Here is a 24,095-nt window from a genome sequence, read left to right as displayed (position 1 = left end):
GGCGGATGCGCAGACGGCCAGTGGCCGCTTGTGCGGATGGCACGCTCCAAGGGGTTTTGGCATACCGCCGACGATAACGATTCAGCAGGGGGCTGGGCGCGTGATCAAACCGCAATTGCCAGGAAACGAAGCCGAGCGGCTGATCGCCCTGCGCCAATACGAGTTGCTGGACTCGCCGCCCGAGCGCGCCTTCGACGATCTCACCCTGGTAGCGTCTACCGTGTGCGAGACGCAGATGGCGGCCGTGGTGCTGGTGGACGAACACCGGCAATGGTTCAAGGCAGCCCACGGAGTTCCGCGCAGCGAAGCGTCGCGCGATCTCTCTTTCTGCGCGCATGCCATCTTGCGCCCTGACGAGGTGATGACCGTCGAAGACACCTTGTTGGACCCGCGCTTTTTCGACAACCCGATGGTCACCGGTGAAGGCGCCGTGCGCTTTTATGCCGGCGCACCGTTGGTGACCAGCGAAGGCATGCCGCTGGGTTCGCTCTGCGTCTTCGACCAGGCGCCGGCGCAGCTGCGCAACGACCAACGCGCAGCCCTGCAGGCGTTGTCGCGACAGGCCTCGCATCTGCTGGAGCTGCGTCTGGCCGGCAAGCAGCTGCGTCGCCAGCTGCGCGAGCGCGAATGGTACGAGCAGCAGATGGCGCAGTATTACGCGGCAATGGAAGCGGTCAACGCCGATCTGGTCGAGCAGACGCGTACCGACCCGCTGACCGGCCTGCCCAATCGCCGCGCTTTCACTGCGGCACTGGCTGCAGCGACGCAGCAGACGCACATTGCTAGCCAGCCGCTGTCGGTAGCGCTGCTGGACGTAGACCACTTCAAGGTGGTCAACGACGTGCATGGACACGACCAAGGCGACTTGGTGCTGCGTGAGCTGTCCGCGCTATTGCGTGCGCATGTGGCCGGTGCCGGCACCATCGCGCGTTACGGCGGCGAAGAGTTCGTGCTGCTGCTTCCCAACGTGGACCTGCAGCAGGCGAGGGTGCAGTGCGAATATCTGCGCCAGAGCGTGGCGACGATGTCGATTGCGCTGCCGGTGACGGTGAGCATCGGCGTGGCCATGTTGTATCCACACGAAAGCGTGGAAGCGGTGATCAAGCGTGCCGACCAGGCCCTGTATGCCGCCAAGCGCGGCGGCCGCGATCAGGTGGTTGCGCTGGAGTAGGTGTGGGTGTTGTTGCCTGCGAACGCCAGGTGCGGGCAGGCGTTGCGTAGGGTTGGACGGCACGCTCGGACCGAAGCTTACGGCTGGTCCATTGTGAGCCCGAGCACCGACCTTGCCTGCGTGACGGTGAGCGCAATGGTTGTGGTGCCGCTCTCAGTCGACGATGTTCTTGGCTTCGGCCGTGCCCAGCAGTTCCGGGTGCACCACCTTGCGCCGGCGTTCCAGCACCGGATGCAGAAAGACCGCGCCGAGAATGATGGCCACGCCGAGATAGAACTGCAGGGTGAGTTCGCGCTGCTCGCCCAGCAGTGCGATGGCCAGCACGATGGCGTAGACCGGCTCCAGATTGGTCACCAGCTGCACAGAGTAGGCGCTGAGATGACGCAGCGCGACCAGCGCCAGCGCAAAGGGCAGCAGGGTGCAGGCCAGCGATAGCGCGAGCAGCAACACGCCATCGTGCAGGCTGGGAAGTGTCAGCAACTTGCCATGCAGCGAAGGCAGCAACAGCGGCATGGCCGGTGCCAGCACGGTCAAGGTCAGCGTGCCGGCGCCCAGTTCCAGGGCAGTGACGGTGAGCGGGTCGGCATGCGCCACCATGCGTTTGTTGAGAGAGCCAAACAACCCGACGAACACGGCCGAAATCGCGCCGACCACCACGCCGGCACGCATGCCGTCGGGCACCCCGCCGACCACCAGCGCCACCCCTGGCAACACAGCAAGGCCGAACAACAGCTCACGCGGGCGGAACGGCCGCTGCGTCACCCAAGGCTCGATCACGGCGGTGAACACCGGCGCCAAGGCGATGCAAGTCGCCGCCACCGACGCGTTGGCCAGCTTGATCGCGCCGTAGAAGGTCAACCAGTGCAGCGCTACCAACGCGCCGATGCCGCAATAGCCCAGCACCACCCGTGCGGACAGGCCGCGCAAGCCACGCCATACCCGCGGCCACAAGGCCAAGGCGACCACCACGATCAGCATGCGCCACCACACCAGCGGCAGTGCCTGCAGCGTGATCAACTTGCCCAGGATCGCGGTGATGCCCCAAAGCAGCACGCAGAAATGAATTTGCAGTTGCGCCTTGCGCAGGTCGGTCGTGGGCATGCCCTATTGTCGCCGAAAAGCCAACGATCGGCGCCCTGCAATGTGCCTTGTTGGAGCAGCTAACACACCCTCGCGAACAGCCGCCAGGTGGGCGCAGTCGGCGCGCCCAGAGACGGAATTGACGCATGGCACACGCTCCGCACCAGGTGCCGGCCGCACCCGCCTGGCGGTGAGCGCAGTGGCTGTGTTGGCTGCTTCAACACGTCGCCCCATATGCTGGCCAGCGGGGGCGCCGCTGCCAGCAACAGGTCATCCAGTAGAGAGCTGTTTCAACAGCGCCATCGCTGCAGCCGGATTGCGTTCCTTCGCCGAACTGATGAAAAACACGAACACCTCGCGCGGCGTGCGGGCCGCCGGTGACGTGGCGTCGACATGCGGCAGATCGGCCGGGTCTTCGCCGCGTCGCCACGCGTGGATCCGCTCGGCCCACTGTTTCAATGCCGGCGCCGGATAACCGGCATGCAGACGTGCCTGGCTACGCATCAGACGCGCATAGACGAAGTCGGTGGAGAGGTCGGCAAAGGAGGGATGCTCGTCCGAATCGGTGAACACGGTGGCCACACCGTGGCGGCGCACCAGCGCGAGCAGCGACGCATCCACCGCCGCATGGTCTCGGATTTCGAGTACATGCCGCAGGCGGCGCTTGCCTGCCTGTTTGGGCAGCAAGCTCAAAAAGGCATCCAGGTCATCGGCCTGCAGCCGATGCCCCTGCTCGAATTGCCACACCAGCGGGCCCAGGGTGTCACCGAGCTCGACAATGCCGCCGACGAAATCCTCTACCTGCGCCTTTGTGCCGGCCAATATGCGTGACTGGGTAATGCGCCGCGGCGCCTTGGCGGAGAACACGAACCCGGGCGGAACCTCATCGCGCCATTTGGCGTAAGTTGCCGGCTTCTGCGTCCCGTAATAGGTACCGTTGATCTCGATGGCGGTGACATGGCGGCTGGCGTATTCCAGCTCGCGCCGCTGCACCATGCCTTCGGGATAGAACATGCCCGCGCGCCACGGCGCATACACCCAACCGCCGATGCCGACGTGGACACCGTCCAGGGCCGGTGGCGCATCCGCAAACAGATCAGTCATTGCCGGCACACGCGGGCATAGCGAAGTAGATCATGGCTGCGGTTCTCCATCTGATTTCTAGCCGAAGAAGATCATAGCCTTGCGCACGGCTTGTTGATGGCAATGTGACAACTGCGGCACGGCTGACGCTCGGCCAATGGTTGCGCTTGCCTCTTGGGGTGAACACGCGGTATTGCCGTCGGCTCGGCAGCGGCCGATCATTTGCGGGTGCGCGACCTAGGCTTTCAACACCTCTCCACGCAGGTGCACCGCTCTCTCGCACCTACTTCCAGGCGGGCGCGCGACCACCGTCACGGTAGCGCGGCAATGCTGAGGTAGCTGGTCTGCCCAGTAGCGCAGGGCGCGTCGAGGTCTGTGCGACTTGTCGCACACAAGCGTTGCTGCCAGGCTTGAAACATGAGAATTGGCCACAGATGCGTATGCCACTTGCGTTGACCACCGATAAACGCACTCCACATCTGGCTGACGATCGCAGGTTCGAAAATACCGCGTTGTTCCAGCTGGGTCGGGAGTAATAACGCCTCGGCCCAGTCACGTAGCGGGCCTTGCAACCAGCGCCCGACCGGGGCACCGAAACCGCGTTTGGGACGATAGATCAGCTCGCGCGGCAAGTAGCGTTCCAGCAGACGTTTGAGGATGTATTTCTGTTCGCCGCCGGCAGTCTTGAGCTCGAGTGGAAGCTGCCAGGCCAGTCGAAACACGTCCGCATCAAGAAACGGCGAAGCAGGCGTCAAACCGTGCGCCATGCAGGCACGATCGACCTTGGTCATCAGGCCTTCTCTCAGCTCCATCGCAACATCCAGAAACAACACGCGCTCACCTGGCGCGCCTACACTGAGTTGATCCGTCGGGGTATCGTAGAGCGTGGGATATTCGCTTGCGCCGCGCAGCACGGCAGCCGGATGACGCCAGCGCGATACGCGGAGTAGATAGCTGTCTTCGACCGAGCGGCTTGCTGTTTCGCCCAGGACTGCGCGCCAGCCGCCCAGACGTGCCGATTCGCAGGCATACGTGCCTTGCCGCTGCAACCGGCCGCGCAGGCATTCCGGGAACAGTGCGGTCAATCGACCGTTGCGAATTGCACGCGCGTAAGCGGCGTGGCCGAAGAACAATTCGTCGCCGCCATCGCCGGTCAGGGCATGGGTCATGCGGGTGCGCGCGTAACTGGCAGCCAGCAGCATGGGAATCTGCGACGAATCGGCGAATGGCTCGCAGAACGTATCCGCAGCGCCAGGTAGTAATCCCAGCGCCTGTTGGTCGCTGATTCGGTGCGCCGTATGACGGGTGCCGAGGTAATCGGCGACCTTGCCGGCCCAGTCCATTTCGTCGTGATCGGCATCTTCGAATCCGATCGTGAGTGTGTCGACAGGCGTTGCGCGCTGCGACTGCAGCAGTGCGGCAATCAGGCTTGAATCGGTTCCACCGGAAAGCAAGGCGCCCGCGGTATTGGCTGCACTGCGTTCGACGGCGCCATCAAGCGCGTGTTGCAACCTTGCGATGGCCAGCGTCTCGCCGATTGCCGGTCGTTGCGTAATCAACGCCTCGACTGTTCGCTTGGCATCCCAGTACCGCACGCGCTCGTTCGGAACATGGCCGGCCGCGCCTCGTTCCACGTCCGCCAAGCCAAACACCTGCACTGCGCCGGCGGCCAATTTGAATATCCCCTGGTAAATGCAGAACGGTGCGGGGATATAGCCAAAGCGCAGCAGGAGCGTGAGCGTATTGCGATCGACCTGGTTGCCGAAGTCCGGCAGTGATGCGATGGCTTTGAGTTCGGACGCAAAGGCAAAGCCCTGCGCAGTCCAGCCGTAGTAAAGACTGGTGCGCCCCATGCGGTCGCGCGCCAGGGACAAGGTCTGCAGGCGACGATCCAGCACGGCGATGCAAAAACCACCGTCCATGCATTCGAGCGTGCGTTGCAGCCCCAACGCCTGGATCCGTTGCGCGAGCTCGCTGGCGGTGTGGTCGCCTGTCGTGACACCTTGCAAGCGAAACAACGGGGGGGTATGCACCTGGCCGGCCAGTGCGACCAGGTAGCGACCATCGGGCGAAACACCGAGACGCGCGCCGATTCCAGGCGCTTCGCCGCTGGCGGCCAGCATCACTGCCTGGCTGGCGACGGTGGCAACGCATGCGTTGTGTCCGCGATGTCTGAGTGCCATCACCATGCGATGGCCATGCCTGCGAAGACTGTCGTCGTCGCCGACAGTTGAACCGGACCACATTCCTGAAATACCCGACATCTATGCCACCACCATTGACCATGAATGCGCGTGCTGGCTTAGGTGAGTGGCCGACGTGGCCGCCGCCGTCACCCGCCGCGCGTGCTGCGCATCCTTGGTTTGCGGTGTTCATGTTCCGACGAGAAATGATCGAGGAATGATGGAGAACTGCCGTCATGGGTAGCTGCGGCGGCGTGTGAATGGCGGTGGCTGCCAGACGTCATGTGTCTGTCGACCAATGCGCAGGCCACCCATACGCCGCCGGGGCCGGCTACCATGCCTGCTCAGCCGCTCGAGACTGCACCGATGACCTGGACCACGCCCGATCTGTGTGACCGCTTTCCCGAGGTGATCGTTGCCGAGCCGTTATTCCGCCACTTTGGCGGGCGCACAGTGTTCTGCGGTTCGATTGCGACAGTGCGCTGCTTTGAAGACAACTCGCGCGTGCGTGAGCTGGCGTCCACGCCGGGCGCTGGGCGGGTGCTGGTGGTGGACGGCCAGGGCTCGCTGAAGCATGCGCTGCTGGGCGACCAGATCGCGTCGCAGGCGGTGGCCAATGGTTGGGCCGGCGTGCTCATTCATGGCTGCGTACGCGATGTCGAGATCCTGGCGACGCTGCCGCTGGGCGTGCTGGCATTGGCCGCCTGCCCGCGACGCACCGAACGACGCGATCTGGGCGATGTGGATGTGCCGGTGAACTTTGCCGGTGTCCCGTTCGTACCCGGTCATTGGCTGTACGCCGATACCAATGGCGTATTGGTGACGCCGCTGCCGCTGGACAGTGCCGGTGGCGCAATCTGATCGACAACAACCGATCTGACCGATAACAAGAAGATCTGGGAGTGACCTTGAACGGATGGCTGACGGGAGGCGTGCTGATGCTGTCAACCCTGGTGACAACGACGCATGCGGCGGAGCTGCCGGCCGGCATGCAGCAGTTCGATGCCCAGATGGAGCGCGTGCGCAAGCAGTTCGATGTGCCCGGCATTGCAGTTGCCATCGTCAAGGATGGTCAGGTGGTGCTGGAACGCGGCTACGGCGTGCGCGTGATCGGCAAACCCGAGCCAGTGCAGGCAGACACGCTGTTTGCGATCGCCTCCAACACCAAGGCGTTTACCGCCGCATCGCTGTCGATCCTGGCCGACGAGGGCAAGCTGTCGCTCGATGACAAGGTCATCGACCACCTGCCGTGGTTTCGGATGTCCGACCCCTACGTCAGCGGCGAGATGCGCGTGCGCGATCTGCTCGCGCACCGCAGCGGGTTGAGCCTGGGCGCCGGCGACCTGTTGTTCTGGCCGACCACCAGCTATACCACCGAAGAAGTGGTGCAACGGCTGGCCAAGGTGCCGCTGAAGGGCGGATTTCGCGACCGCTACGCGTACGACAACATCCTTTACGCGGTTGCCCAGAAAGTGATCGAGCAAGTGTCGGGGCAGAGCTACGCGGCATTCTTGCAACAACGTCTCTTCGGCCCGATTGGCATGCGCGGCACGCGTTTCAACGCCGACCATCTGCAGCCCGGCGATAACGCCGCAGTAGGACATGCCAAGTACGACTTCACCGACTTGCGCACGGTCGCGCCATTGACCTGGTCCAACAACTCCGGGGCCGGCGGCATCTATTCCAGTGCGCACGACATGGCGCTATGGATGAAGGTGCAGTTGGCTGGCGGCATGTTGCCCGATGGCACGCGGTTATTCAGCGCCAAGCGCCAGGAGGAAATGTGGTCGATGATCACGCCGATCATGGTCGGAGAGGCCCCGGTGCCAGAACTTGCCGCAGCGCGGCCAAACTTCGCCGGTTACGGCGAGGGCTGGAGCCTGAGCGATTACCGCGGCCATCGCATGGTGTGGCACACCGGTGGCTGGCCCGGCATGGTCTCGCGTTTGACGCTGCTGCCGGATCAGAAACTGGGCGTGGTGGTGTTGACCAACCAGGAAGTAGGCGCGGCGTTCAGCGCGGTGACCTTCCAGGTGCTGGATGCGTTCTTGCAGGTGCCGCCGACCGACTGGACCGCTGCCTACGCCAAGTTGGTGGCCAAGGCCGACAGCGATGCCGACACCAGCTGGAAGAAGCACCAGGACGCACGCGTAGCAGGCTCGACGCCCTCGTTGCCGCTGCGTAGTTATGCCGCCACCTATCGCGACCCATGGTATGGCGATGTGGTGATTCGCCAGGACGGCAAGCGCCTGCGGCTGCAGTTTTCCAAGACGGCCCAATTGGTGGGCACGCTGGAGCACTGGCAGCACGACAGTTTCATCGTGCGCTGGGACGATCGCTCCTTGAATGCCGATGCCTTCGTCAATTTCGCGCTGACGCCCGATGGCGAAGTGCGCGAGATGCGCATGGAGGCGATCTCACCACTGACCGATTTCAGTTTCGATTTCCAGGATCTGCTGTTGACGCCGGTTCCGGCGGCATCTGCCGCTTCGCAATGACAGGCGTCCGACGGCGGCCGCGACGCGTCTGCTGCGCTGCGCGCCACCCGGCACTCAACGAGGCGGGCGTGTCTATCCAGAGCGGCTGAATGTTCCTGCCGATGCCGCAACAGCCGCGCTCGCCCGCACGGCGGCTACCTTCCGAAGGCGCGGCTCGCTATGATCCGCGCACTTCTCAAGGATGTCCCCGCACGCATGACCACTCCGCAGATGTCGGTGTATTTTTTTCTGCAGGCCGCAGCGATCCTGCTGGTCTGTCGGTTGGTCGGCATGCTGGCCAAGCGCCTTGGGCAGCCGCAGGTGGTGGGCGAAATGATCGCCGGCGTCATGCTGGGGCCGTCGTTATTCGGTCTGCTGGCACCGGGCGTGCAGGCAGCATTGTTCCCCAAGCAGACCATGGACGTGCTGTACGTGTTCGCGCAATTCGGCGTGGGCCTGTACATGTTCTTGGTCGGTACCGACTTCCGCGGCGATCACTTCCGTGCGCGCTATCGCAGTGCGATGAGCGTGTCGCTGGCCGGCATCGCAGTGCCGTTTGCGCTGGCATTTGCGATGTGCCCATGGCTGCTCACCGTGGACGGCCTGTTCTCGGAAAAGGCCAAGCTCATGGAGGCGTCGCTGTTCCTGGGCGCGGCCATTGCGATCACCGCATTTCCGATGCTGGCGCGCATCATCCACGAGCGCGGCCTGACCAATAGCCCGTTGGGTACGCTGGCACTGACCGCCGGCGCGTTCGACGATGCAGCGGCGTGGTGCATCCTGGCGGTGGTGCTGGCGAGCTTCGGCGGCAGCTGGGGCAGTGCATACCTGGCCATTGGTGGTGGCGTCGCCTATGCGCTGTTCATGCTGTTCGTCGGCCGCCATCTGCTGCGTCGCCTGGCAGATTACGTGGTGCCGGACCAGCCGCTCAGCAACAGCGTGCTGGCGATCGTGCTGATGGTGTTCTGCCTCAGCGCCTGGGCGATGGATGCGATCGGTATCCACGCCGTGTTCGGCGGTTTCCTGCTGGGCGTGTGCCTGCCCAAGGGTGCATTGACCGAGAAGCTGCGCGAGATGATGCAGCCGTTTGTGGTGGTGCTGCTGCTGCCGTTGTTCTTCACCTATTCGGGGCTCAAAACCCAGCTCAGCGTGTTGCTGCAGCCGCAGATCATGCTGGCCGGCGTGGCCATCCTGGCGGCATCGTTCATCGGCAAGGGCGTGGCCTGCTGGGCTGCGGCGCGCGCCACCGGCGAAAACAACCGCGACGCGCTGGCGATCGGCTCGCTAATGAACGCCCGTGGGCTCATGGAGCTGATCATCATCAACATCGGCTTGCAGGCCGGGGTGATCGAACAGGGCCTGTTCTCGGTGCTGGTGCTGATGGCGATCCTGTCTACGCTGATGGCCACACCGCTGTTCAACTGGATCATGCGTCGCCATGCCCACGTGAGCGATGCGGTGCCGAGTCTGCAGCAGCGCTGAACGTTTGCCACTGCGTGCGTGGCGACGTAGCTGCATCGCTGGCGGCAATGCACGGTTGTCTGTCGATTGTCCGTGTTGGCGGTGATACGTCATGCAGGTCGCCTGTTGGAGCCTGCACAGCGGCGGGTGATCGCGACGCGTCATGCGCTGTGCGCTTCAGATGAACGCACTGCCTGGTGAGCCGATGTCCGCCGCGTTCTGCCTGCAGTCGTACTGCAGATGCATTGAGGCGTGCGTGCCATCGACGCCATACTGGCATCGGATCTCCGCAATCGAGTCGTCATGACCAAGGCAAAAAAGAAGGCCGCCCAGCAGGCAGTGCAGCCCCCGGTGCCGATTTACCAGCTGCACGTCGCATTGACGGGCAGTGCGCCGCTGGTATGGCGCTGTGCATTGGTGGCTGGCGCAGTGCGGTTGGCGACCTTGCATCGCGTACTGCAGCCGGTGATGGGTTGGAGCGGTGTGCACCCGTACGAGTTCGATGTTGGCGGCGGGCGCTACGGCGAGTCCGGGCTGGATGTGCCGGATCGCTCGCGGCTCAAGCATGCCGCGCGGGTCACCCTGGAAAGCGCACTGGGTGAGCTCGATGCATTTGGCTATTTCTATGGGGCCGGCGCAGGCTGGCAGCACACGGTGCAGGTGCAGGCCGTGCTGCCGCCGGATGCGGGGCTGCGCGTGGCACGCTGCATCGATGGTGCCAATGCCTGCCCGCCGGAAAGCCGTGGCGGGATCGACGGCTACCAGCAATTTCTGCAGATCATCGCCAACCCGGATCACCCGCAGCATGTGCAGGAATTGGCCACGCTCGGTGGGCGTTTCGACCCGGGTCACTTTGATCTTGTCGAGATCAACCGGCTGCTTGCGCGTGTTCGTGAATAAATTCGCCTTCTGACACAGCCGCGTCATGGCGTGCTGAAGCAGCGCACTGCAGCTTGACGCCTGATCGGCTAGCCTGACCGCCCGGTGTTCGCGAAGTACATGCAATGTTCCGCTGGTTCGAGTCCCTGATCGATATTTTCCCGCCCATCGAGCGGGAGATGCCGCCCCGCAGCGTGTGGCGATTTTATCTGCATTATCTGCGGCCGTTATGGCCGATCCTGCTGGCCACGTTGGTCGCCGGGCTGCTGTTGGCGCTGGTGGAAGTGGCGATGTTCGACTTCCTCGGCCGCATCGTGGACATGCTGGCCGAGCGGCCTGGTGCTGACTTCTTTCGCCGTCATGCTGGCGAGCTGCTCTGGATGGCGGCGATCACCCTGGTGGCGCGGCCCCTGTTCACCGGGTTGCATAACCTGCTGGTCAATCAGGCCATCGTGCCGGGCCTGAGCAACCGCTCGCGTTGGCTGATGCACAACTACGTGGTGCGCCAGAGCTTGGGCTTTTTCAACAATGATTTTGCTGGCCGCATCGCCAACCGCGTGATGCAGACCGGTACCTCGTTGCGCGAATCTGCCGTGCAAATGGTCGATGCGCTCTGGTACATCGTGGTCTATACCGGCAGCGCCCTGTGGCTGTTTGCGCAGGCCGACCCGTGGTTGATGGTGCCGCTGCTGCTCTGGTTGGTGGTGTATGTCGCGTTGATGGCGTTCTTCGTGCCGCGCATGAAGGCGCGTGCCTGGGTCGCATCGGACGCGCGCTCCAAGGCCACCGGGCGCATCGTCGATGGCTATACCAATATTTCCACGCTCAAATTGTTCGCCCACGCCGGCCGCGAAGAAGCCTACGTGCGTAATGCAATCGACGAGCTGGCGGTCAAGCATCGCCGGCAGACGCGCGTGACCACTGCCATGGATACCGCCATCGCGGTTGCCAACGGGTTCCTGATCGTCGGCACCTGCGCGTTGTCGCTGTGGCTGTGGAATCGCGGGCAGATCAGCGTGGGCGCGATCACGCTGGCGACCGGTCTGGTGATCCGCATCCACAACATGTCCGGCTGGATCATGTGGACAGTCAACGGCATCTTCGAAGACATCGGCAGCGTGCAGGACGGCATGCAGACCATTGCCCAGCCGCTCACCGTGCAGGACGCGCCGGATGCGGTGCCGCTGCGGGTCATCCAGGGGCATGTGCAGTTCGACCAGGTCCATTTTCACTACGGCAAGCGCGGCGGGGTAATCGCCGGGCTGGATCTGCAGGTGCGCGCGGGCGAAAAGATCGGTTTGGTGGGCCCTTCCGGCGCGGGCAAGTCGACCTTGGTCAACGTGCTGCTGCGGCTCTACGACCTGGAGCAGGGGCGTATTTTGATTGACGGGCAAGACATCGCGCAGGTCACGCAGGAAAGCCTGCGCGGGCAGATCGGCCTGGTGACGCAGGACACCTCGCTGCTGCATCGCTCGATCCGCGACAATTTGCTGTATGGCCGGCCGCAGGCCAGCGATGCGCAGATTCTGGAAGCCGTACGCAAGGCGCGCGCTGAGGGCTTTATCGAAGCATTGGTCGATGGCGAAGGCCGCCACGGCTTCGATGCACACGTGGGCGAGCGCGGCGTCAAACTTTCCGGCGGTCAGCGCCAGCGCATCGCCATTGCGCGCGTGCTTTTGAAGGACGCGCCGATCCTGATTCTGGATGAAGCCACCTCGGCGCTGGATTCGGAAGTGGAAGCGGCGATCCAGGACAGCCTGGATGCATTGATGGGCAACAAGACCGTCATCGCCATCGCGCACCGGCTGTCTACCATTGCGCGCATGGACCGCCTGGTGGTGATGGACGGTGGACGCATCGTCGAAACCGGCACGCATGCGCAGCTGATCGCGCAGGGAGGGCTGTACGCACGCCTGTGGGCGCGGCAGACCGGCGGGTTTGTTGCGGCGGATGCGTGACAAGAAGTGCAGGTAAGTGCGGTGCTGGATGCTGCAGGTTTGAAGCTCGACTGGAGAATCGTGACAACCTTCGCCGCTGGCCCCTCTCCCGGTGGGAGAGGGGTGAGGGTACGGAGCGGAGCGCCCTTGGTGTGCCACCTCCGACGGCGTGTGGCGACGTTTGACGTCGCAGGCGGTGACACCTTTCCGCGGCGCCCCGCATCGGCCCCTGCGGGCCACCTTCTCCCGATGGAAGAAGGGAGAGGCAGCCGTCCAGAGGCATGGCTATCGCACGCCTCTCCAGCGCGACACGCGATCAATCACTCGATCGGCTGATCCAGCATCAGCTCGCGTGCAAAGCGCACCGGCGGGGCGCCGTACGACAGCATCTTGTCGTGGTAAGCCTTCAAGTTGAAATCCTTGCCCAGCTTGTCCTGCACCGCCTTGCGCGTATCCAGATGTTCCTGCACGCCGACGAAATATGTTGGCAGCTGTGCCGACGACAGCTGCGCGCGCACCCACTTGCCCGAGGCTTCGCTCTCCTGCTGGAAGGTGTCGTGCGTCATCAGGTGCATCGCCTTGTCGCGATCCCAGCCGTCCACATGCACACCCTGATCGAGGATGGCGTTGGCAATGGTGCGCAGGTAGAACTTGAGCTGCACCAGGTGGAACAGCGGGTCGTTATCCAGATAGCCCTGTTCCTGCATCATGCGTTCGGTGTACACCGCCCAGCCCTCGGCGAACATGCCCGAGCGCAGCACCGCACGTAGCGTGGAGGGGAACTTGGCCGAGTGCCAGCCTTCCAGGTAATGGCCCGGCGTCCCCTCGTGGATGCTGAGCAAGTGGATCATGCGGGTGTTGTATTCGCGCAGGAACGAATCGACCTGTTTGTCGTTCCAGTCGTCGGGAATGGGCGACACCGCGTAGAAGGTTTTGAGATTCTTGTCGAGCGGGCCTGGCGAATCGCAATACGCCACCGCCACGCCACGCTGGAACTCCGGCATCAGGATGATGTCCACCGGCGAATCTGGAAGCGTCATCAAATCCTTCTGGCGCACGAATTCGGTGGATTGCGCCAGCGCTGCCTTGGCGGCGTCCACCACCTTGTCGCGCGCGGGCTTGTCGGCATAGGCCAGCTCCAGCGCCGCTTCGATTGCCGCCTGTTGCTGATCGTCGGTTGGCGAGGCGGGCAGCTTCGGTGCGCCCGGCTTGTCCTTGAGCACGGTGCGCGCAATGCCGTACATCTCGCCACGCACGCGTTTGAGCTCGGATTCCGCACGCTGTTTGATCTCGGCGCGCGACAGCGACGACAGCAGCGCGAATTTCAGCTTCTGGTCGTACTTGTCCGCACCGACACGGAAGTCGCCCTTGGCATTGGGTACCAGCACGGTGTCCAGCCAGGTCTGCTGTTCGGTCACGGCCTTGCGCAGGTTGTCGATGGCCGCCTGCGCGCGCGCTGCTTCGATCGGGCCGAGCTGGCTGATGTTGGGCGCGATGAAGGTGTCGACGATGCTCAGGATGCCCTTGTTCTGCTTGGCCACCGTCTCGGCGTGGATCTTGGGCACGCGCGCCGGGTCCAGGTTCTCGCGCGCCTGGGCGAAGATGCTGGGGATCTTTTCCATGCGCTGGGTGGCCGAGGCCAGGCGCTCGGACAGTGGCGCGAACTCGCGCGCCATCAGGCCGTACAAGGCGCTGCCGGCCAGCCCGTTATAGACCTGCGGGTCCCAGGCCCAGCTTTGCAGGACTTCGGTGTTCCAGATTTCCGACTGCAGCTGGTTACGCAAGATCGCCGCATCGACCTGGTTCTCGCGCGACAGTTTGGCAACGTCGATCGCCTCGAGCTCGGCCAGCAACTTCTTGCCGGCATCCAGACTGCGCTGGCGCCCGGCGGTGCTGAGATCGTCGATCTGCGTATCAAAACGGTGATCGCCGGTCTGGGTGGCGGTGACCGGCGACAGCTGCATCCAGGTGTCCAGGGCTTGCTTGGACAGCGCGGCAAAACGTGCATCCGGGGTCTGCGCATCCTGCGCACCGGCGGGCGGGGTGGTGCCGGCACGGGGCGATTCGGGCTGCTGCTGGCAGGCACTCAAGCCGGCGATCAGGGCGAGGACAAGCAGGCGTTGACGCATAGTGGGTCCTGGTGGAGGCAATCGCCCAGCATAGGCAACTGTGCGGTTGTCCGCATCCGTCATTGGTTTAGAGTGGCGGTCGAATCGGGACGCAGCCCGTCAAGCGGGCCCTGGCTGGTGCCGGATCGTCAGTTGCGTCGCCAGTGTTCGCCCGTAGTACGTCACCGCGAGGTGGCGCCTTCCAAGGAGGATCACCATGTTGTATGCCGGTAGCTGTCATTGCGGACGCATCGCTTTCGAACTGGAGACCGATGCGCCGATCACCGAGGTTTACGACTGCAACTGCTCGCTCTGCCGCCGCCGCGGTGGTCTGCTCTGGTTCGGCACGCGCACCCAGCTGCGCCTGCAGGCAGAGCCGGAGGCGGTCGGTACGTACCGCTTCCATCGGCACCATATCGATCACCATCATTGTCCGCAGTGCGGCATCGCGCCTTTCAGCGAGGGCGCCAACCCCAAGACCGGCGAAGCCAGCGTGGTGGTCAACGTACGCTGCCTCCCGGCGCTGGATTTGACTACCTTGAGCGTGCAACAGGTCGATGGAGCCAGCCGATGAGGCCTGGCATGCGCTGGTGCGGCGTCGCGCTGCTGATCGGCTGGGCCGTGTGCGGATGTGCGCGGCATCCGGGAGAGATGGCCGCAGACGGCGGTGCCCCGGCGCCGGCGCCACCCGCCGCACAAGGCAATGCGCTTGCCTACGAGCACGATGTGCGGATCGAATTGCCCGGCGATCAGATCGGCCAGCGCATCGCGGCCGTGCGCGCTGCCTGCCAGAGCGCGCAGTTCGGCACTTGCGCGCTGTTGGCAGTGGAACAGGATGGCGGACGCGAGCCCAGCGGCAGCGTTCGCGTGCGCACGGTGCCCGATGGCGTCGAACCATTGGTGCAACTGGCCGGCCAACATGGCGAGGTGGCCGCACGCAGCACACGTGCCGAGGATCTGGCCCAGCAGATTGCCGATACCGGGCTGGCGCAGGCGCGTCTTCAAAAGGAGCACGCGCGCCTGCTGGAATTGCAGCAGCGCCGCGATCTGGCGGTGAGCGATTTGCTTGCGTTGTCCAAGCGGCTTGCCGAGATCGAGGCCGAAGCGCAGCAAACGCAGCAGGAATCGGCGCAACAGCAACGCCGCGTCCGCACCCAGTTATTGACGCTCAACTTCCGTAGTACGGGCGGGGAACAGGGCAAAAGCGAGATTGCGCAGGCCTCTGCCGAATTCGGGCAGGTGTTTTCGTCCAGCGTGGCGTTCGTGATCCGCGCAGTGGCGGCATTGCTGCCGGTGGCGTTACTGGCAGGTCTCGCCGGTTGGCTACTGCTGCAGGCGTGGCGCTGGCGTGCGCGGCGGCGCCGGATGTCCTGACCTTTGCGCGGCTGGGTGGCACTGCCATCCCCGCCGGGTATTGGGGCCATCATCGGGCGCCATGGAGCACCGCTGCCTGAGTCCTGCCGGGTGCGTGCAATGACTGGCATCGCCTGTCTGCATGGAGTCTGGCGGCCAGCGTCGTCTCTAGCGTGCTGCAAAGCGGCTACCAAAACGTAGCGCGCGATCGTCAGGTGAGTGCTGGCGGCGCGCTCAGAACCGGAATGTGCGAGTGGTACATTCCGGTTCCGAGCACCGGCCGCGCGGTTTGTCGGCTGCGTTAAGCCTACGGTGTGAGCATCGCCTGTCGACGCAAGGCGCCAGCTGACCAAGGGTTCCGGCAAAGGAAAGGGCAGGCCGACTGCAGACATCGACCGATGCTGCAGTCGCGCCGGAAGCAGGGTCAGCCTTCGTCGAACTCGTATTCGACAAACACGTCCAGCTGCAACGCCAGTTCCTGCACTGCGTCGCGCACCTTCTGCGCGGTGGCGTCGTTGCCGGCTTCCACTTCGAACTCGTGGCTACCCGGACCTTCGTCGTCGGACAGGCCGGCCGAGCTGGAATCGTCGTCGTCCAGATGCGGCATCAGGTCGTCCACTTCTTCGACGTGCTCGATGCCTTCGATGCTCTGCAGCAGGTTGGCGATGGCACGTGCGTCGTCGTCGGTGCCGGTGATACGCATGCGAAGAGTCGGCATGGGAGAGCTTCCTTGGATTGGGGACCCAAAGCCTAGGCAGCCATCAGGCAAGATCGAGTGATGGCTGCGTGCGCCCGCTGCTCACGTGCCCCGCGCCGACGCCGGTGCCGTGGATTGGCACCAGCAGCGCCTGGGCGGCAGTGCGCAGCAATGCTGGCGCGATGTAGCGATGATGCACGCCGTCCACAAAGGCCATGTACACGCGGCCAAAGCGGTTGCGGCAGGCCACCCGCGTTTCCAGGCTCAGCTCCACGCTGCCATCGTCCAACACTTCCACGCCGACGCTGCTACGGAACATCAGGTGACGGTCGTCGGCGCCCAGCAACACCTGCACGCGTCGATCCAGCGGCGCGTTGTCTTGCGCAAGCACCGGGAATCGCCCTGCGAACAGGCAATCGCGCTGTTCCGACAGCAACGAAGATACCGGGCAGCCCAGTGGCGAAGTCCGCAACTGCAGCGGTGCCACCAGCGCGTTGCGCAGCCGCATCAGCCAGGTCACGCCGCGCGGCGCGCGCTGCGTGAATCCTTCCAGCAGCAGCGCCATCAGGGTGTGCGCACCCCGCTGACGCAATTGATGCGGCTGCAGGCGCAGGCGCACGCTGTCCTGATGATCAAAGCGTTGCAGATGCCGGGTCAACAGCGAATCGGGCTTGAGCTCGGTATGCACACTAACCTGCGCCAGCTGCGGTGCAAGCGCAACAAACCCCATTGGCTGACGCAGCCGGCCAAACGCCTGGCGCAGCCTGCCGCTGAGCGAACGCAGTCGGCCGCACCATGCAAACCGGCTGCTGCCCGGTGCCGCGGCCAGCGACAGGCCCACCGTGGGAATCTGCAGTGCACGCACCTGCGCCGAAGCCAGTAGCGCAATCACCGTGTCGGGCAGCGTTTCGGTAAGCGTGGCGATATCGGCGGTGCCGGACAGCACGCGTGCGCGCACCGCATCGCTCAACTCGCCGCCGGCCTCATCGCTATGGCACGACAGCGCGAAAAACGCCGGGTGTGCGGCCTGCGCCTTCAGCGGTGCGAACTGATGCCAGGTGCCGCCAAAGCGCACGGTGAACAGGCAGTCCGCCGGCAGGTCGATATGCCGCAATGCGGCCAGAAAGTGCTGCGGGTCCTGTTCGATCTGCTCCATCGAAGCGGTGCAAAAGCGCAGTTGCGCGCCGCTGCTGCCGGTGATGGCGGTGAACATGCGGTGCCCGGCGTGGCGATGGAATGGGTGGCCGTTGGCGCCCACTGCAAACGAGAACAGCGCGGTGGATTCGCCCTGCGCAAAGTCGGTGCCGGCCAGGCGCGCCGACGGCTCGTCCAGCGCATCGTGAAAACCGGGATGCGCGCGCTGGCGGCGGCAGGCCTGGTCGATCAATGGGTTGCCTGCGCCTACGCCCAGCTGTGCGATCAGCGCGACCTCCACCGGCAGACCGCCGCTATAGGACTCCAGGCGGACCGACGGAAAACCTGCGTGTGCGTCGGCAGGGCGTTGCTGAGGCGTGCTGAACATCGGCATGAGTCCCTTGCGGCCGGAGGAAGTCAGGAGGTTTTCTTGGTCAAGGCGCGCGCCTTGCGCTTGAGCGGCGCCGAGGCCGGGCAGACTTCAAAGGCAAAGCTGCTGAGCGTGTTGACCAGGTTGTCCGGGGTGAGCCGGTAGACCACGAACTGGCCGCGACGCTCGCTGGACACCAGCCCGGCGGTTTCCAACACCGACAGATGCCGCGAGATGGCCGGCGCGCTCATTTCGAACAGTTGCCCGATCTGTCCGGCGGTGAGTTCCTGTTCCGCCAGGCACGCCAGCATCTTGCGGCGGGGCTGGGAGGCGAGGGCTTCAAAGACGCGGTCGATGGACATAAGGGCTTAAGTAATTAACGAATTAGCTAATTACTTATTTTGTGGTGCCCGATGTCAAGCGGTTTCTTTGGTAGCGCCGCGCACCCGATGGCGGATACGGCTGGCGACTGTCGCGAGCCTTGCCGTGGGTGGCGATGGTGTGCTGCTTCCGTCGAAAGCGAAAAGGGATCTGTCGGCGTTGCGGTGCAGCTCGCGGCTAGTGGTTGATACCGGACTAGCCACTCGCACCGGCATGCCAAATCCATCCGACAGCACCTGCGCACACTTCGAGCGCCACGCGCGACGCAGGCGGGCACGCAAAGCCCGGTCGGCAACACGACAGGGATGAAACCAACTGCCTCAAGCCGCCGGCAGCGCCACCAGTTCTGCCGGCAATGCGGGCATCGGCGTGCGCTCGTCCATGGCTTCGCGTTTGAGCCAGTCGATGAATAACGCCGCTGCCGGGCTGGGCTCGCGGTGGCTGGGGTGCACGATGTAATACGCGTAGCGCGCCTTGAGCGTGGGGCCTGGCAGCCGCACCAGTTCGTAGCGTTGCAGGTAGGGCTGGGCGATGTGCTTGCGTGCAAGCACCGCGCCCAGGCCGTACACCGCCGCGCGCATCGCATCGGTGCTGTCGTTGAAGGTATGCATCGGCGGCAGCGTGGAGCCACGGACTTGGGCGGCGCGAAACCAGTCGCGCCAGCCCTGCGGCGACATATCGCTCAGCAGCGGCAACTGGGCGATCTGCGCTGGCGTGCGCAGTGCTGCCACTTCCGGCAACGAGGGCGATGCCACCGGGAACAGTTCATCGTCCATCAAATGGTGCGAGGTCAGTCCGGGCCACGCGCCTTGCCCATACCGAATGCCCAATTCCGGGCCGCCTTCTTCGAAACGCGAAAACGCCGGATCCGATTGCAGGTCCAGGCGGATGTGCGGATGGGCGCGGCAAAAGCGCGGCAGGCGCGGCAATAGCCAGCAGTACGAGAGCGAGCGCAGCGTGGTCACCCGTAGCGGGATGGCATCTTCGCGCGGATGCAGGTTGCCGGCCACCGCGGCGATCTCGGCCAGGGCGGCGCTGGCGGCATCGGCCAGCTGACGGCCTTCGGCGGTGAGCTTGACCCCGCGCGGCAGCCGCTGAAACAAGGTCACGCCCAGCAGCGCTTCGAGCTTGCGCACATGGTGGCTGACCGCGCTGGCGGTGAGATGCAGTTCTTCGGCAGCATGCGCAAAGTTCTGATGGCGCGCAGCGGCGGCGAACACGCCCAGTGCGGGCAGCAGGGTCGGACGCAGATTCATCGAGGCATGAGTCAGATTTGTGGCTGACCGCGATACTACGCGCTTGTCGGCCCTGCGATGGCCGCCGATGCTGCGTCATCCCGTCGCGATGGTCGTGCCATGTACCGCTATTTGCTCAAGCTTGTCTTCCGCCGTTTCAGCACCGTACGGCACGCCGCGGAAGTACGGCCATGAGCGCGCAATCGTCGCTGCAGCCGGCCGTTGCGGCACGTGAATGGCGCACCCCGCTCGAATTGGGTTTTCTCGGCATCGTATGGGGTTGCTCGTTCTTGTTCATGCGTGTGGCTGCGCCCAAGTTCGGCACCGTGGCATTGGTGGAAATCCGCCTGGCGCTGGGAGCGGCGGTTCTGCTGCCGTTTTTGTGGCTGGCACGCGATCGGTTCCCCTTACGCCGTTGGCCGATGCTTGCCGCGATCGGCGTGTTGAACTCCGCATTGCCGTTTCTGTTGTTTGCCTGGGCCGCACAACGCGCGCCGGCCGCTGTCGGTGCGATCTGCAATGCGATGACCGTGTTGTTCACTGCGCTGATTGCGTTTTTGTTCTTTGGCGAACGCATCGGCACGCGACGCGCGCTGGCCCTGCTGGTCGGATTCATCGGCGTGCTGGTGCTGGCGACCGGCAAATCGGCCGGATTGAGCGTGGGCCCGGCAGCTTTGGCCGGCGCCACCGCCTCGCTGCTGTATGGCATTGGCTACAACCTGGTGAAGCGCCACATGGGCGACCTGCCACCGGCTGCGTCGGCGGCGTCTACGCTGGGATGCAGTGCGTTGCTGCTGGCCCCGTTGGCCTGGCTGCAATGGCCGACCACGCCGGTGCCGGCAGTAGCCTGGGCCTGCGCGACCGCGTTGGGCGTGGTCTGCACCGGGTTGGCATTCTTGATGTATTACCGCCTGATCCAGCGCATCGGCCCGGCGCGTGCATCCACCGTGACCTACCTGGTGCCGGTATTCGGCGCGCTGCTGGCCTGGTCGCTGCTGGGCGAACCGCTGACCTGGACCATGCTGCTGGCCGCAGCGCTGATCCTGGGCAGCGTCGCCTTCAGCCAGCGGGCGCGTTAAGAGCGGCGAACAAGGCCATTGCGCTCGGCGCCGGGCGGGTGCGGACGGTGTTGGAAGTCCACATGTACCACTCGCCACTCCGGTTCCAAGTACACCGGCCACACCCGCCGGACCACTGCCTGCTACGTTTATGAGCTGCGCTAACCACGCGCAGCCCGCTTCTACGAATCACCAATCCCCAATCCCGAATCGCAATTCAGCCAGCCGGCGGCGTCCGCACCGGTAGCGGCACATTGCACAGATCGATATGCCCGGCCGGGCGTTTGTAGAAATCGTCCCTGCGATTGCGGCGTGCTTCGGTCATGTCGCGGAAGGTCTGGCTGTCGGTGCGCAACAGCTGTAGCGGCGTACGCTCGGGCGCCGGAACTTCGCTGGCCAGACGAATCGCGCGGATGGGCGAACGCTGCGCGGCATCGGCGTAGAAGCCCATCGGATCGGGCCCGCGCGGAATCACGCTGAGCAGTTCCATGCCCTTCACCACGCGGCCGACCACGGTGATGTTGCGGTCGAGCTGGCGCGGCGACTGGCCGGTGACCACGTAGAGCTCCGTGCCGATGCTGCTGTCTGCGTCGATGTTGCGGCCCGCGCCCAGGGTGCCGTAGCAATGCGCCAGCCAGGTCTTGCCGGTGGCGCTGTCGCGCCCGGCCGGAAAGCCGTCCACAAAGCCGACCTGCGGTGCCCAGCCGTCGCTATCGGGCAAACGCTGGAAATCCAGGCCTTGCGAGGCACGCTCGAACTCGGCCGGCAGATGCGTTTTGGCCGATCCCAGGGGTTTGGCCTTGCCCTGCGTATCGGCATCGGGGTCGCCGAACTACACCACAAAGTTGTCCTGCGAACGATAGATGCTCAGCCCGTCCCAGAAGCGCTCATGCGTCAGCGTGCGAATGTTTCCTACATGCTCGGGCGCAAACTGCGGCGCCAGCTCGATGATGACCCGCCCGCCATCGAGCTCCAGGTACAGAGTGCGCTCGGGATCGAGCACGCGCCATGCGGCGGCCGGTGAACTGTCCAGTATCTGTTGCGGGCTGCGATAGGCCGCGTTGGCGGCGACGGTGGGCAGGGCCAGGGCGAGCAGGCAGGCAGAAGCAACAGTGCGCAGCAGCATGAAGGTCACCAGCGAGGAGAGGTGCTTGATTCTTGACCAAGGCGCGCAGGGACGCAAAGTGACGATTCGCATATCACGACGTCGGCGCATGACGCCGACATCGTGTCGTTGATGACCGCGTGTTGCGGCGGCCGCTTAGTGGTTGCGCACGTGCGGGCTGGTGTGACGTTCGGTCGCACCGTGGTTGTTGCGGAACAGCGGCACCAGCTGCCACAGCGCGGAGATGCCGACCAAGATGTAGACCACGCGTGCGAGTGGTGCGTCCTGTCCGCCGAACAGCGCGGCCACCAGGTCGAACTGGAACAGGCCGACCAGGCCCCAGTTCACTCCACCGACGATAAGAAGTACCAGGGTAAGGATGTTGATCGCTTTCATGCGGGCGTTTCCGTGTGAGTTGGGAGACTCAAGAATCTGCATGTCGCAGCGAGTGTGTCGTGAGCAGCGTCGACACGCTGCCTGCGTTGCAGACATGACGATCACATCGAGCGGATGCCTCACGATCGGATTGGCGCATGGACATCGATCGTCTGTGCGTGGACAGCGCGACCGTGTTGCAGTTAGCGGGCCGGCTTGCGCTTGACGTAGAGCTGCTTGCGCACACGCGCAACGACGTCGCCATCGCGGTTGTGGATTGCGTTTTCGAACCAGCGCAGATGCTTGTCTCCACTGGCGGTGGCCTCGCGCAGATCGGCCAGCATGTCGTTGTCGATCACAAAATCCGCGCTCACCGTGCCGCGCCCGGGCTTGACGAATTCGATGCTGCCGGCCTTGTCCCAGACGTAGTAATCGCGTCCCAGGTTCTGCATGACCAGCAGCATCCAGAAAGGATCGGTCATCGCGAACAGGCTGCCGCCGAAGTGGGTCCCCACGTAATTGCGATTCCACGGGCGCTGCCGCAATTCCACACGTGCAAAGCGATAGTCAGCCGATAACACGGTGACGTGGATGCCCGAGAACAGATAGGGCGGCCACAGGTTGATGCCGAGCTTGAATAGTGAAGCGCGCATGCGGGCCTGGTTCCATGGCAGATCGGGTGCGCAGCATAACATTCGCATGCGTATGGTGACGGCGCCAATGGCCGTTCACCGAAGCGGCCGTGCGCGTGATGTGGGTCGGCTCCAGGCCTTCGTCATCTTCGGCCGCGCAGTTGCGCTACCTAACGCCACAAGCGTTCGTCAGTAGGAGCGGACCTGGCCGCGATGGCGCGTCACCGTTAGCCGTGGGCGATGCATCGCGACGGGAAATGCCTTATCGCGGCCACGTCCGCTCCTACGCGTTCATGGCTGCTGCGAGGGTGTCGACACACGGTGCGCGGTGCCCTGATTGCGGGCGGGCCTCGCGCCTTGGTCGGCGCAGGATGCAGACCTTGCACCGTCGCATGCCGAATTTTGCGGTCGACACGGTGCCTGCAACCGATCGCAGCGCAGGCAACCGATCTCAGGCACGCGAAGCCGCGCCTCGCACTGCACGGCCAGGCGCTCTCAGAACACCAGCGCCGACATCTTGCGGCGGTAGCGGCCGACCAGGTCTTCGTCTTCGATCACGCGGAACGCATCGATCAGGCTGCGGCGCGGTAGGTTGTCGTCGAAGGTGCGATCCTGGCGCAGCATTTCCAGGAACTGTTCCAGCGCCGCTTCGTCATTGCCGTCGAGCAGATGGCGCACGCCCAGCAGGTGACGCGCGCGTAGGTCGGCGCCATCGGCGTCCACGCTGGCCTGCAATGCGCTGGCGTCCGGGGCGTCCTTGAGCACATTGGCAAAACTCAGGCGGGCCTTGGCACGCACCGCGCGGTCGTCGGTGGCCAGGTTGGCGGGCAGGGCATCGATCAGTTGCTCGGCCTCGGCGGTGTCGCCGGTCCTGAGCAAGGCCAGCGCCAGGTCCAGCTTGAGCTCGTCCCTGTCCGGCTCGGCGGCGATGGCCTCGCGCAGCGCGGCGGCCTGGGCCTGCGGGTCCAGCGGTGCCTCGGGCGGCAGCTCTTCGGTGATCTGCGGCTCGGCCGGCAACACGCCGTGCTGGGTCAGGAATTCGCGCACCTGGCCTTCCGGCATCGCGCCGGGGAAGCCATCGACGATCTCGCCGCCCTTGACCAGGAACACCGTCGGCACCGAGCGGATCTGAAACGCCGCGGCGATCTGCTGTTCCTTGTCCACATCGACCTTGGCCAGCTCGAATGCGCCGTGGTACTCGCCTGCCAGTTTTTCCAGGATCGGCGTCAACGATTTGCACGGCCCGCACCAGGTGGCCCAAAAGTCCACCAGCACCGGTGTCGTCAACGATTTCTGCAGGACCTCGGTCTCGAAGGTGTCGGTGGTGACATCGAATACATGCGGCTTGTCGGACATGGGCTTCCTGATGGGATGAC

General features: G+C 64.5%; 20 protein-coding genes, 1 other RNA gene and 1 pseudogene. 9 read left to right on the top strand and 13 right to left on the bottom strand.

Annotation, left to right across the window (positions count from 1 at the left end):
* The first annotated feature begins 61 nt into the window (after positions 1-61).
* Positions 62-1,171 (top strand): GGDEF domain-containing protein, encoded by a 1,110-nt coding sequence (locus BJD12_RS04950; protein ID WP_425480530.1) that lies wholly within the window; start codon positions 62-64, stop codon positions 1,169-1,171.
* A 153-nt stretch (positions 1,172-1,324) separates the two neighbouring features.
* On the opposite strand, the gene BJD12_RS04945 is transcribed toward BJD12_RS04950, so the two are convergent.
* From BJD12_RS04945 to BJD12_RS04935, 3 genes are all read right to left on the bottom strand, one after another.
* On the bottom strand, positions 1,325-2,272 hold the full coding sequence (locus tag BJD12_RS04945; RefSeq protein WP_005994672.1) for a DMT family transporter: 948 nt from the start codon (positions 2,270-2,272) through the stop codon (positions 1,325-1,327).
* Between the two features lie 249 nt (positions 2,273-2,521).
* The gene (locus tag BJD12_RS04940) at positions 2,522-3,355 is read right to left on the bottom strand and encodes a DUF72 domain-containing protein (RefSeq protein WP_005994675.1); all 834 of its coding nucleotides are present in this window, start codon (positions 3,353-3,355) and stop codon (positions 2,522-2,524) included.
* A 290-nt stretch (positions 3,356-3,645) separates the two neighbouring features.
* Entirely contained in the window at positions 3,646-5,517 is a 1,872-nt protein-coding gene (locus BJD12_RS04935) for an asparagine synthase-related protein (RefSeq protein WP_229003496.1), read from the bottom strand.
* A gap of 366 nt (positions 5,518-5,883) precedes the next feature.
* On the opposite strand from BJD12_RS04935, the gene rraA reads away from it, so the two are divergent.
* The 5 genes from rraA (at position 5,884) to BJD12_RS04910 (ending at position 12,292) form a co-directional block, all read left to right on the top strand.
* A complete protein-coding gene (rraA, locus tag BJD12_RS04930) occupies positions 5,884-6,378 on the top strand; it encodes a ribonuclease E activity regulator RraA (protein WP_005994680.1) in 495 nt (164 codons plus the stop codon).
* 41 nt (positions 6,379-6,419) lie between these two features.
* Positions 6,420-8,015: a serine hydrolase gene (locus BJD12_RS04925; RefSeq protein ID WP_139052602.1), complete on the top strand. Its 1,596-nt coding sequence runs from the start codon at positions 6,420-6,422 to the stop codon at positions 8,013-8,015.
* 195 nt (positions 8,016-8,210) lie between these two features.
* Positions 8,211-9,476, top strand: coding sequence for a cation:proton antiporter (locus BJD12_RS04920; RefSeq protein ID WP_039423676.1), 1,266 nt, complete (start codon positions 8,211-8,213; stop codon positions 9,474-9,476).
* Between the two features lie 282 nt (positions 9,477-9,758).
* Positions 9,759-10,355: a plasmid pRiA4b ORF-3 family protein gene (locus BJD12_RS04915; RefSeq protein ID WP_039423656.1), complete on the top strand. Its 597-nt coding sequence runs from the start codon at positions 9,759-9,761 to the stop codon at positions 10,353-10,355.
* Between the two features lie 104 nt (positions 10,356-10,459).
* On the top strand, positions 10,460-12,292 hold the full coding sequence (locus BJD12_RS04910) for an ABC transporter ATP-binding protein (RefSeq protein ID WP_005994688.1): 1,833 nt from the start codon (positions 10,460-10,462) through the stop codon (positions 12,290-12,292).
* A 299-nt stretch (positions 12,293-12,591) separates the two neighbouring features.
* Here the strand turns inward: BJD12_RS04910 and BJD12_RS04905 are convergent, their stop codons facing one another.
* Positions 12,592-14,400 (bottom strand): DUF885 domain-containing protein, encoded by a 1,809-nt coding sequence (locus tag BJD12_RS04905; RefSeq protein ID WP_005994690.1) that lies wholly within the window; start codon positions 14,398-14,400, stop codon positions 12,592-12,594.
* Between the two features lie 196 nt (positions 14,401-14,596).
* Between BJD12_RS04905 and BJD12_RS04900 the strand changes: the two genes are divergently transcribed.
* Together BJD12_RS04900 and BJD12_RS04895 are read left to right on the top strand one after the other, a co-directional pair.
* Positions 14,597-14,953, top strand: a complete 357-nt coding sequence (locus BJD12_RS04900; RefSeq protein WP_005994692.1) for a GFA family protein — start codon at positions 14,597-14,599, stop codon at positions 14,951-14,953.
* Complete coding sequence (locus BJD12_RS04895; protein WP_005994694.1) at positions 14,950-15,753, top strand: DUF4349 domain-containing protein; 804 nt, start codon at positions 14,950-14,952, stop codon at positions 15,751-15,753. The genes BJD12_RS04900 and BJD12_RS04895 overlap by 4 nt, the downstream gene beginning before the upstream one ends.
* 164 nt (positions 15,754-15,917) lie before the next feature.
* Here the strand turns inward: BJD12_RS04895 and BJD12_RS04890 are convergent.
* The 5 genes from BJD12_RS04890 to BJD12_RS04870 all read right to left on the bottom strand — a co-directional run bounded on the left by BJD12_RS04890 (position 15,918) and on the right by BJD12_RS04870 (position 19,570).
* Positions 15,918-15,994: non-coding RNA, sX9 sRNA (locus tag BJD12_RS04890), on the bottom strand.
* Between the two features lie 162 nt (positions 15,995-16,156).
* On the bottom strand, positions 16,157-16,450 hold the full coding sequence (locus BJD12_RS04885; protein WP_005994696.1) for a hypothetical protein: 294 nt from the start codon (positions 16,448-16,450) through the stop codon (positions 16,157-16,159).
* A gap of 43 nt (positions 16,451-16,493) precedes the next feature.
* A complete protein-coding gene (locus BJD12_RS04880; RefSeq protein ID WP_005994698.1) occupies positions 16,494-17,957 on the bottom strand; it encodes a DUF2867 domain-containing protein in 1,464 nt (487 codons plus the stop codon).
* A gap of 23 nt (positions 17,958-17,980) precedes the next feature.
* Complete coding sequence (locus tag BJD12_RS04875; protein WP_005994700.1) at positions 17,981-18,295, bottom strand: metalloregulator ArsR/SmtB family transcription factor; 315 nt, start codon at positions 18,293-18,295, stop codon at positions 17,981-17,983.
* A gap of 339 nt (positions 18,296-18,634) precedes the next feature.
* On the bottom strand, positions 18,635-19,570 hold the full coding sequence (locus BJD12_RS04870; protein WP_005994702.1) for a LysR substrate-binding domain-containing protein: 936 nt from the start codon (positions 19,568-19,570) through the stop codon (positions 18,635-18,637).
* A gap of 170 nt (positions 19,571-19,740) precedes the next feature.
* Between BJD12_RS04870 and BJD12_RS04865 the strand changes: the two genes are divergently transcribed.
* Positions 19,741-20,628, top strand: coding sequence for a DMT family transporter (locus BJD12_RS04865; protein WP_005994704.1), 888 nt, complete (start codon positions 19,741-19,743; stop codon positions 20,626-20,628).
* A gap of 196 nt (positions 20,629-20,824) precedes the next feature.
* Here BJD12_RS04865 and BJD12_RS04860 read toward each other — a convergent pair.
* From BJD12_RS04860 to trxA, 4 genes and pseudogenes are all read right to left on the bottom strand, one after another.
* Positions 20,825-21,799 (bottom strand): annotated as a pseudogene (locus BJD12_RS04860) (peptidylprolyl isomerase).
* 69 nt (positions 21,800-21,868) lie between these two features.
* Positions 21,869-22,108, bottom strand: a complete 240-nt coding sequence (locus BJD12_RS04855; RefSeq protein ID WP_039421081.1) for a DUF378 domain-containing protein — start codon at positions 22,106-22,108, stop codon at positions 21,869-21,871.
* A gap of 182 nt (positions 22,109-22,290) precedes the next feature.
* Entirely contained in the window at positions 22,291-22,740 is a 450-nt protein-coding gene (locus BJD12_RS04850; RefSeq protein ID WP_005994712.1) for a DUF4442 domain-containing protein, read from the bottom strand.
* 474 nt (positions 22,741-23,214) lie between these two features.
* On the bottom strand, positions 23,215-24,075 hold the full coding sequence (gene trxA / locus BJD12_RS04845) for a thioredoxin (protein WP_005994714.1): 861 nt from the start codon (positions 24,073-24,075) through the stop codon (positions 23,215-23,217).
* Between the last annotated feature and the right edge of the window lie 20 nt (positions 24,076-24,095).

This window comes from Xanthomonas vesicatoria ATCC 35937 (assembly GCF_001908725.1).
Taxonomy (GTDB): domain Bacteria; phylum Pseudomonadota; class Gammaproteobacteria; order Xanthomonadales; family Xanthomonadaceae; genus Xanthomonas; species Xanthomonas vesicatoria.
This window is presented reverse-complemented; position numbering and strand designations above follow the sequence as displayed.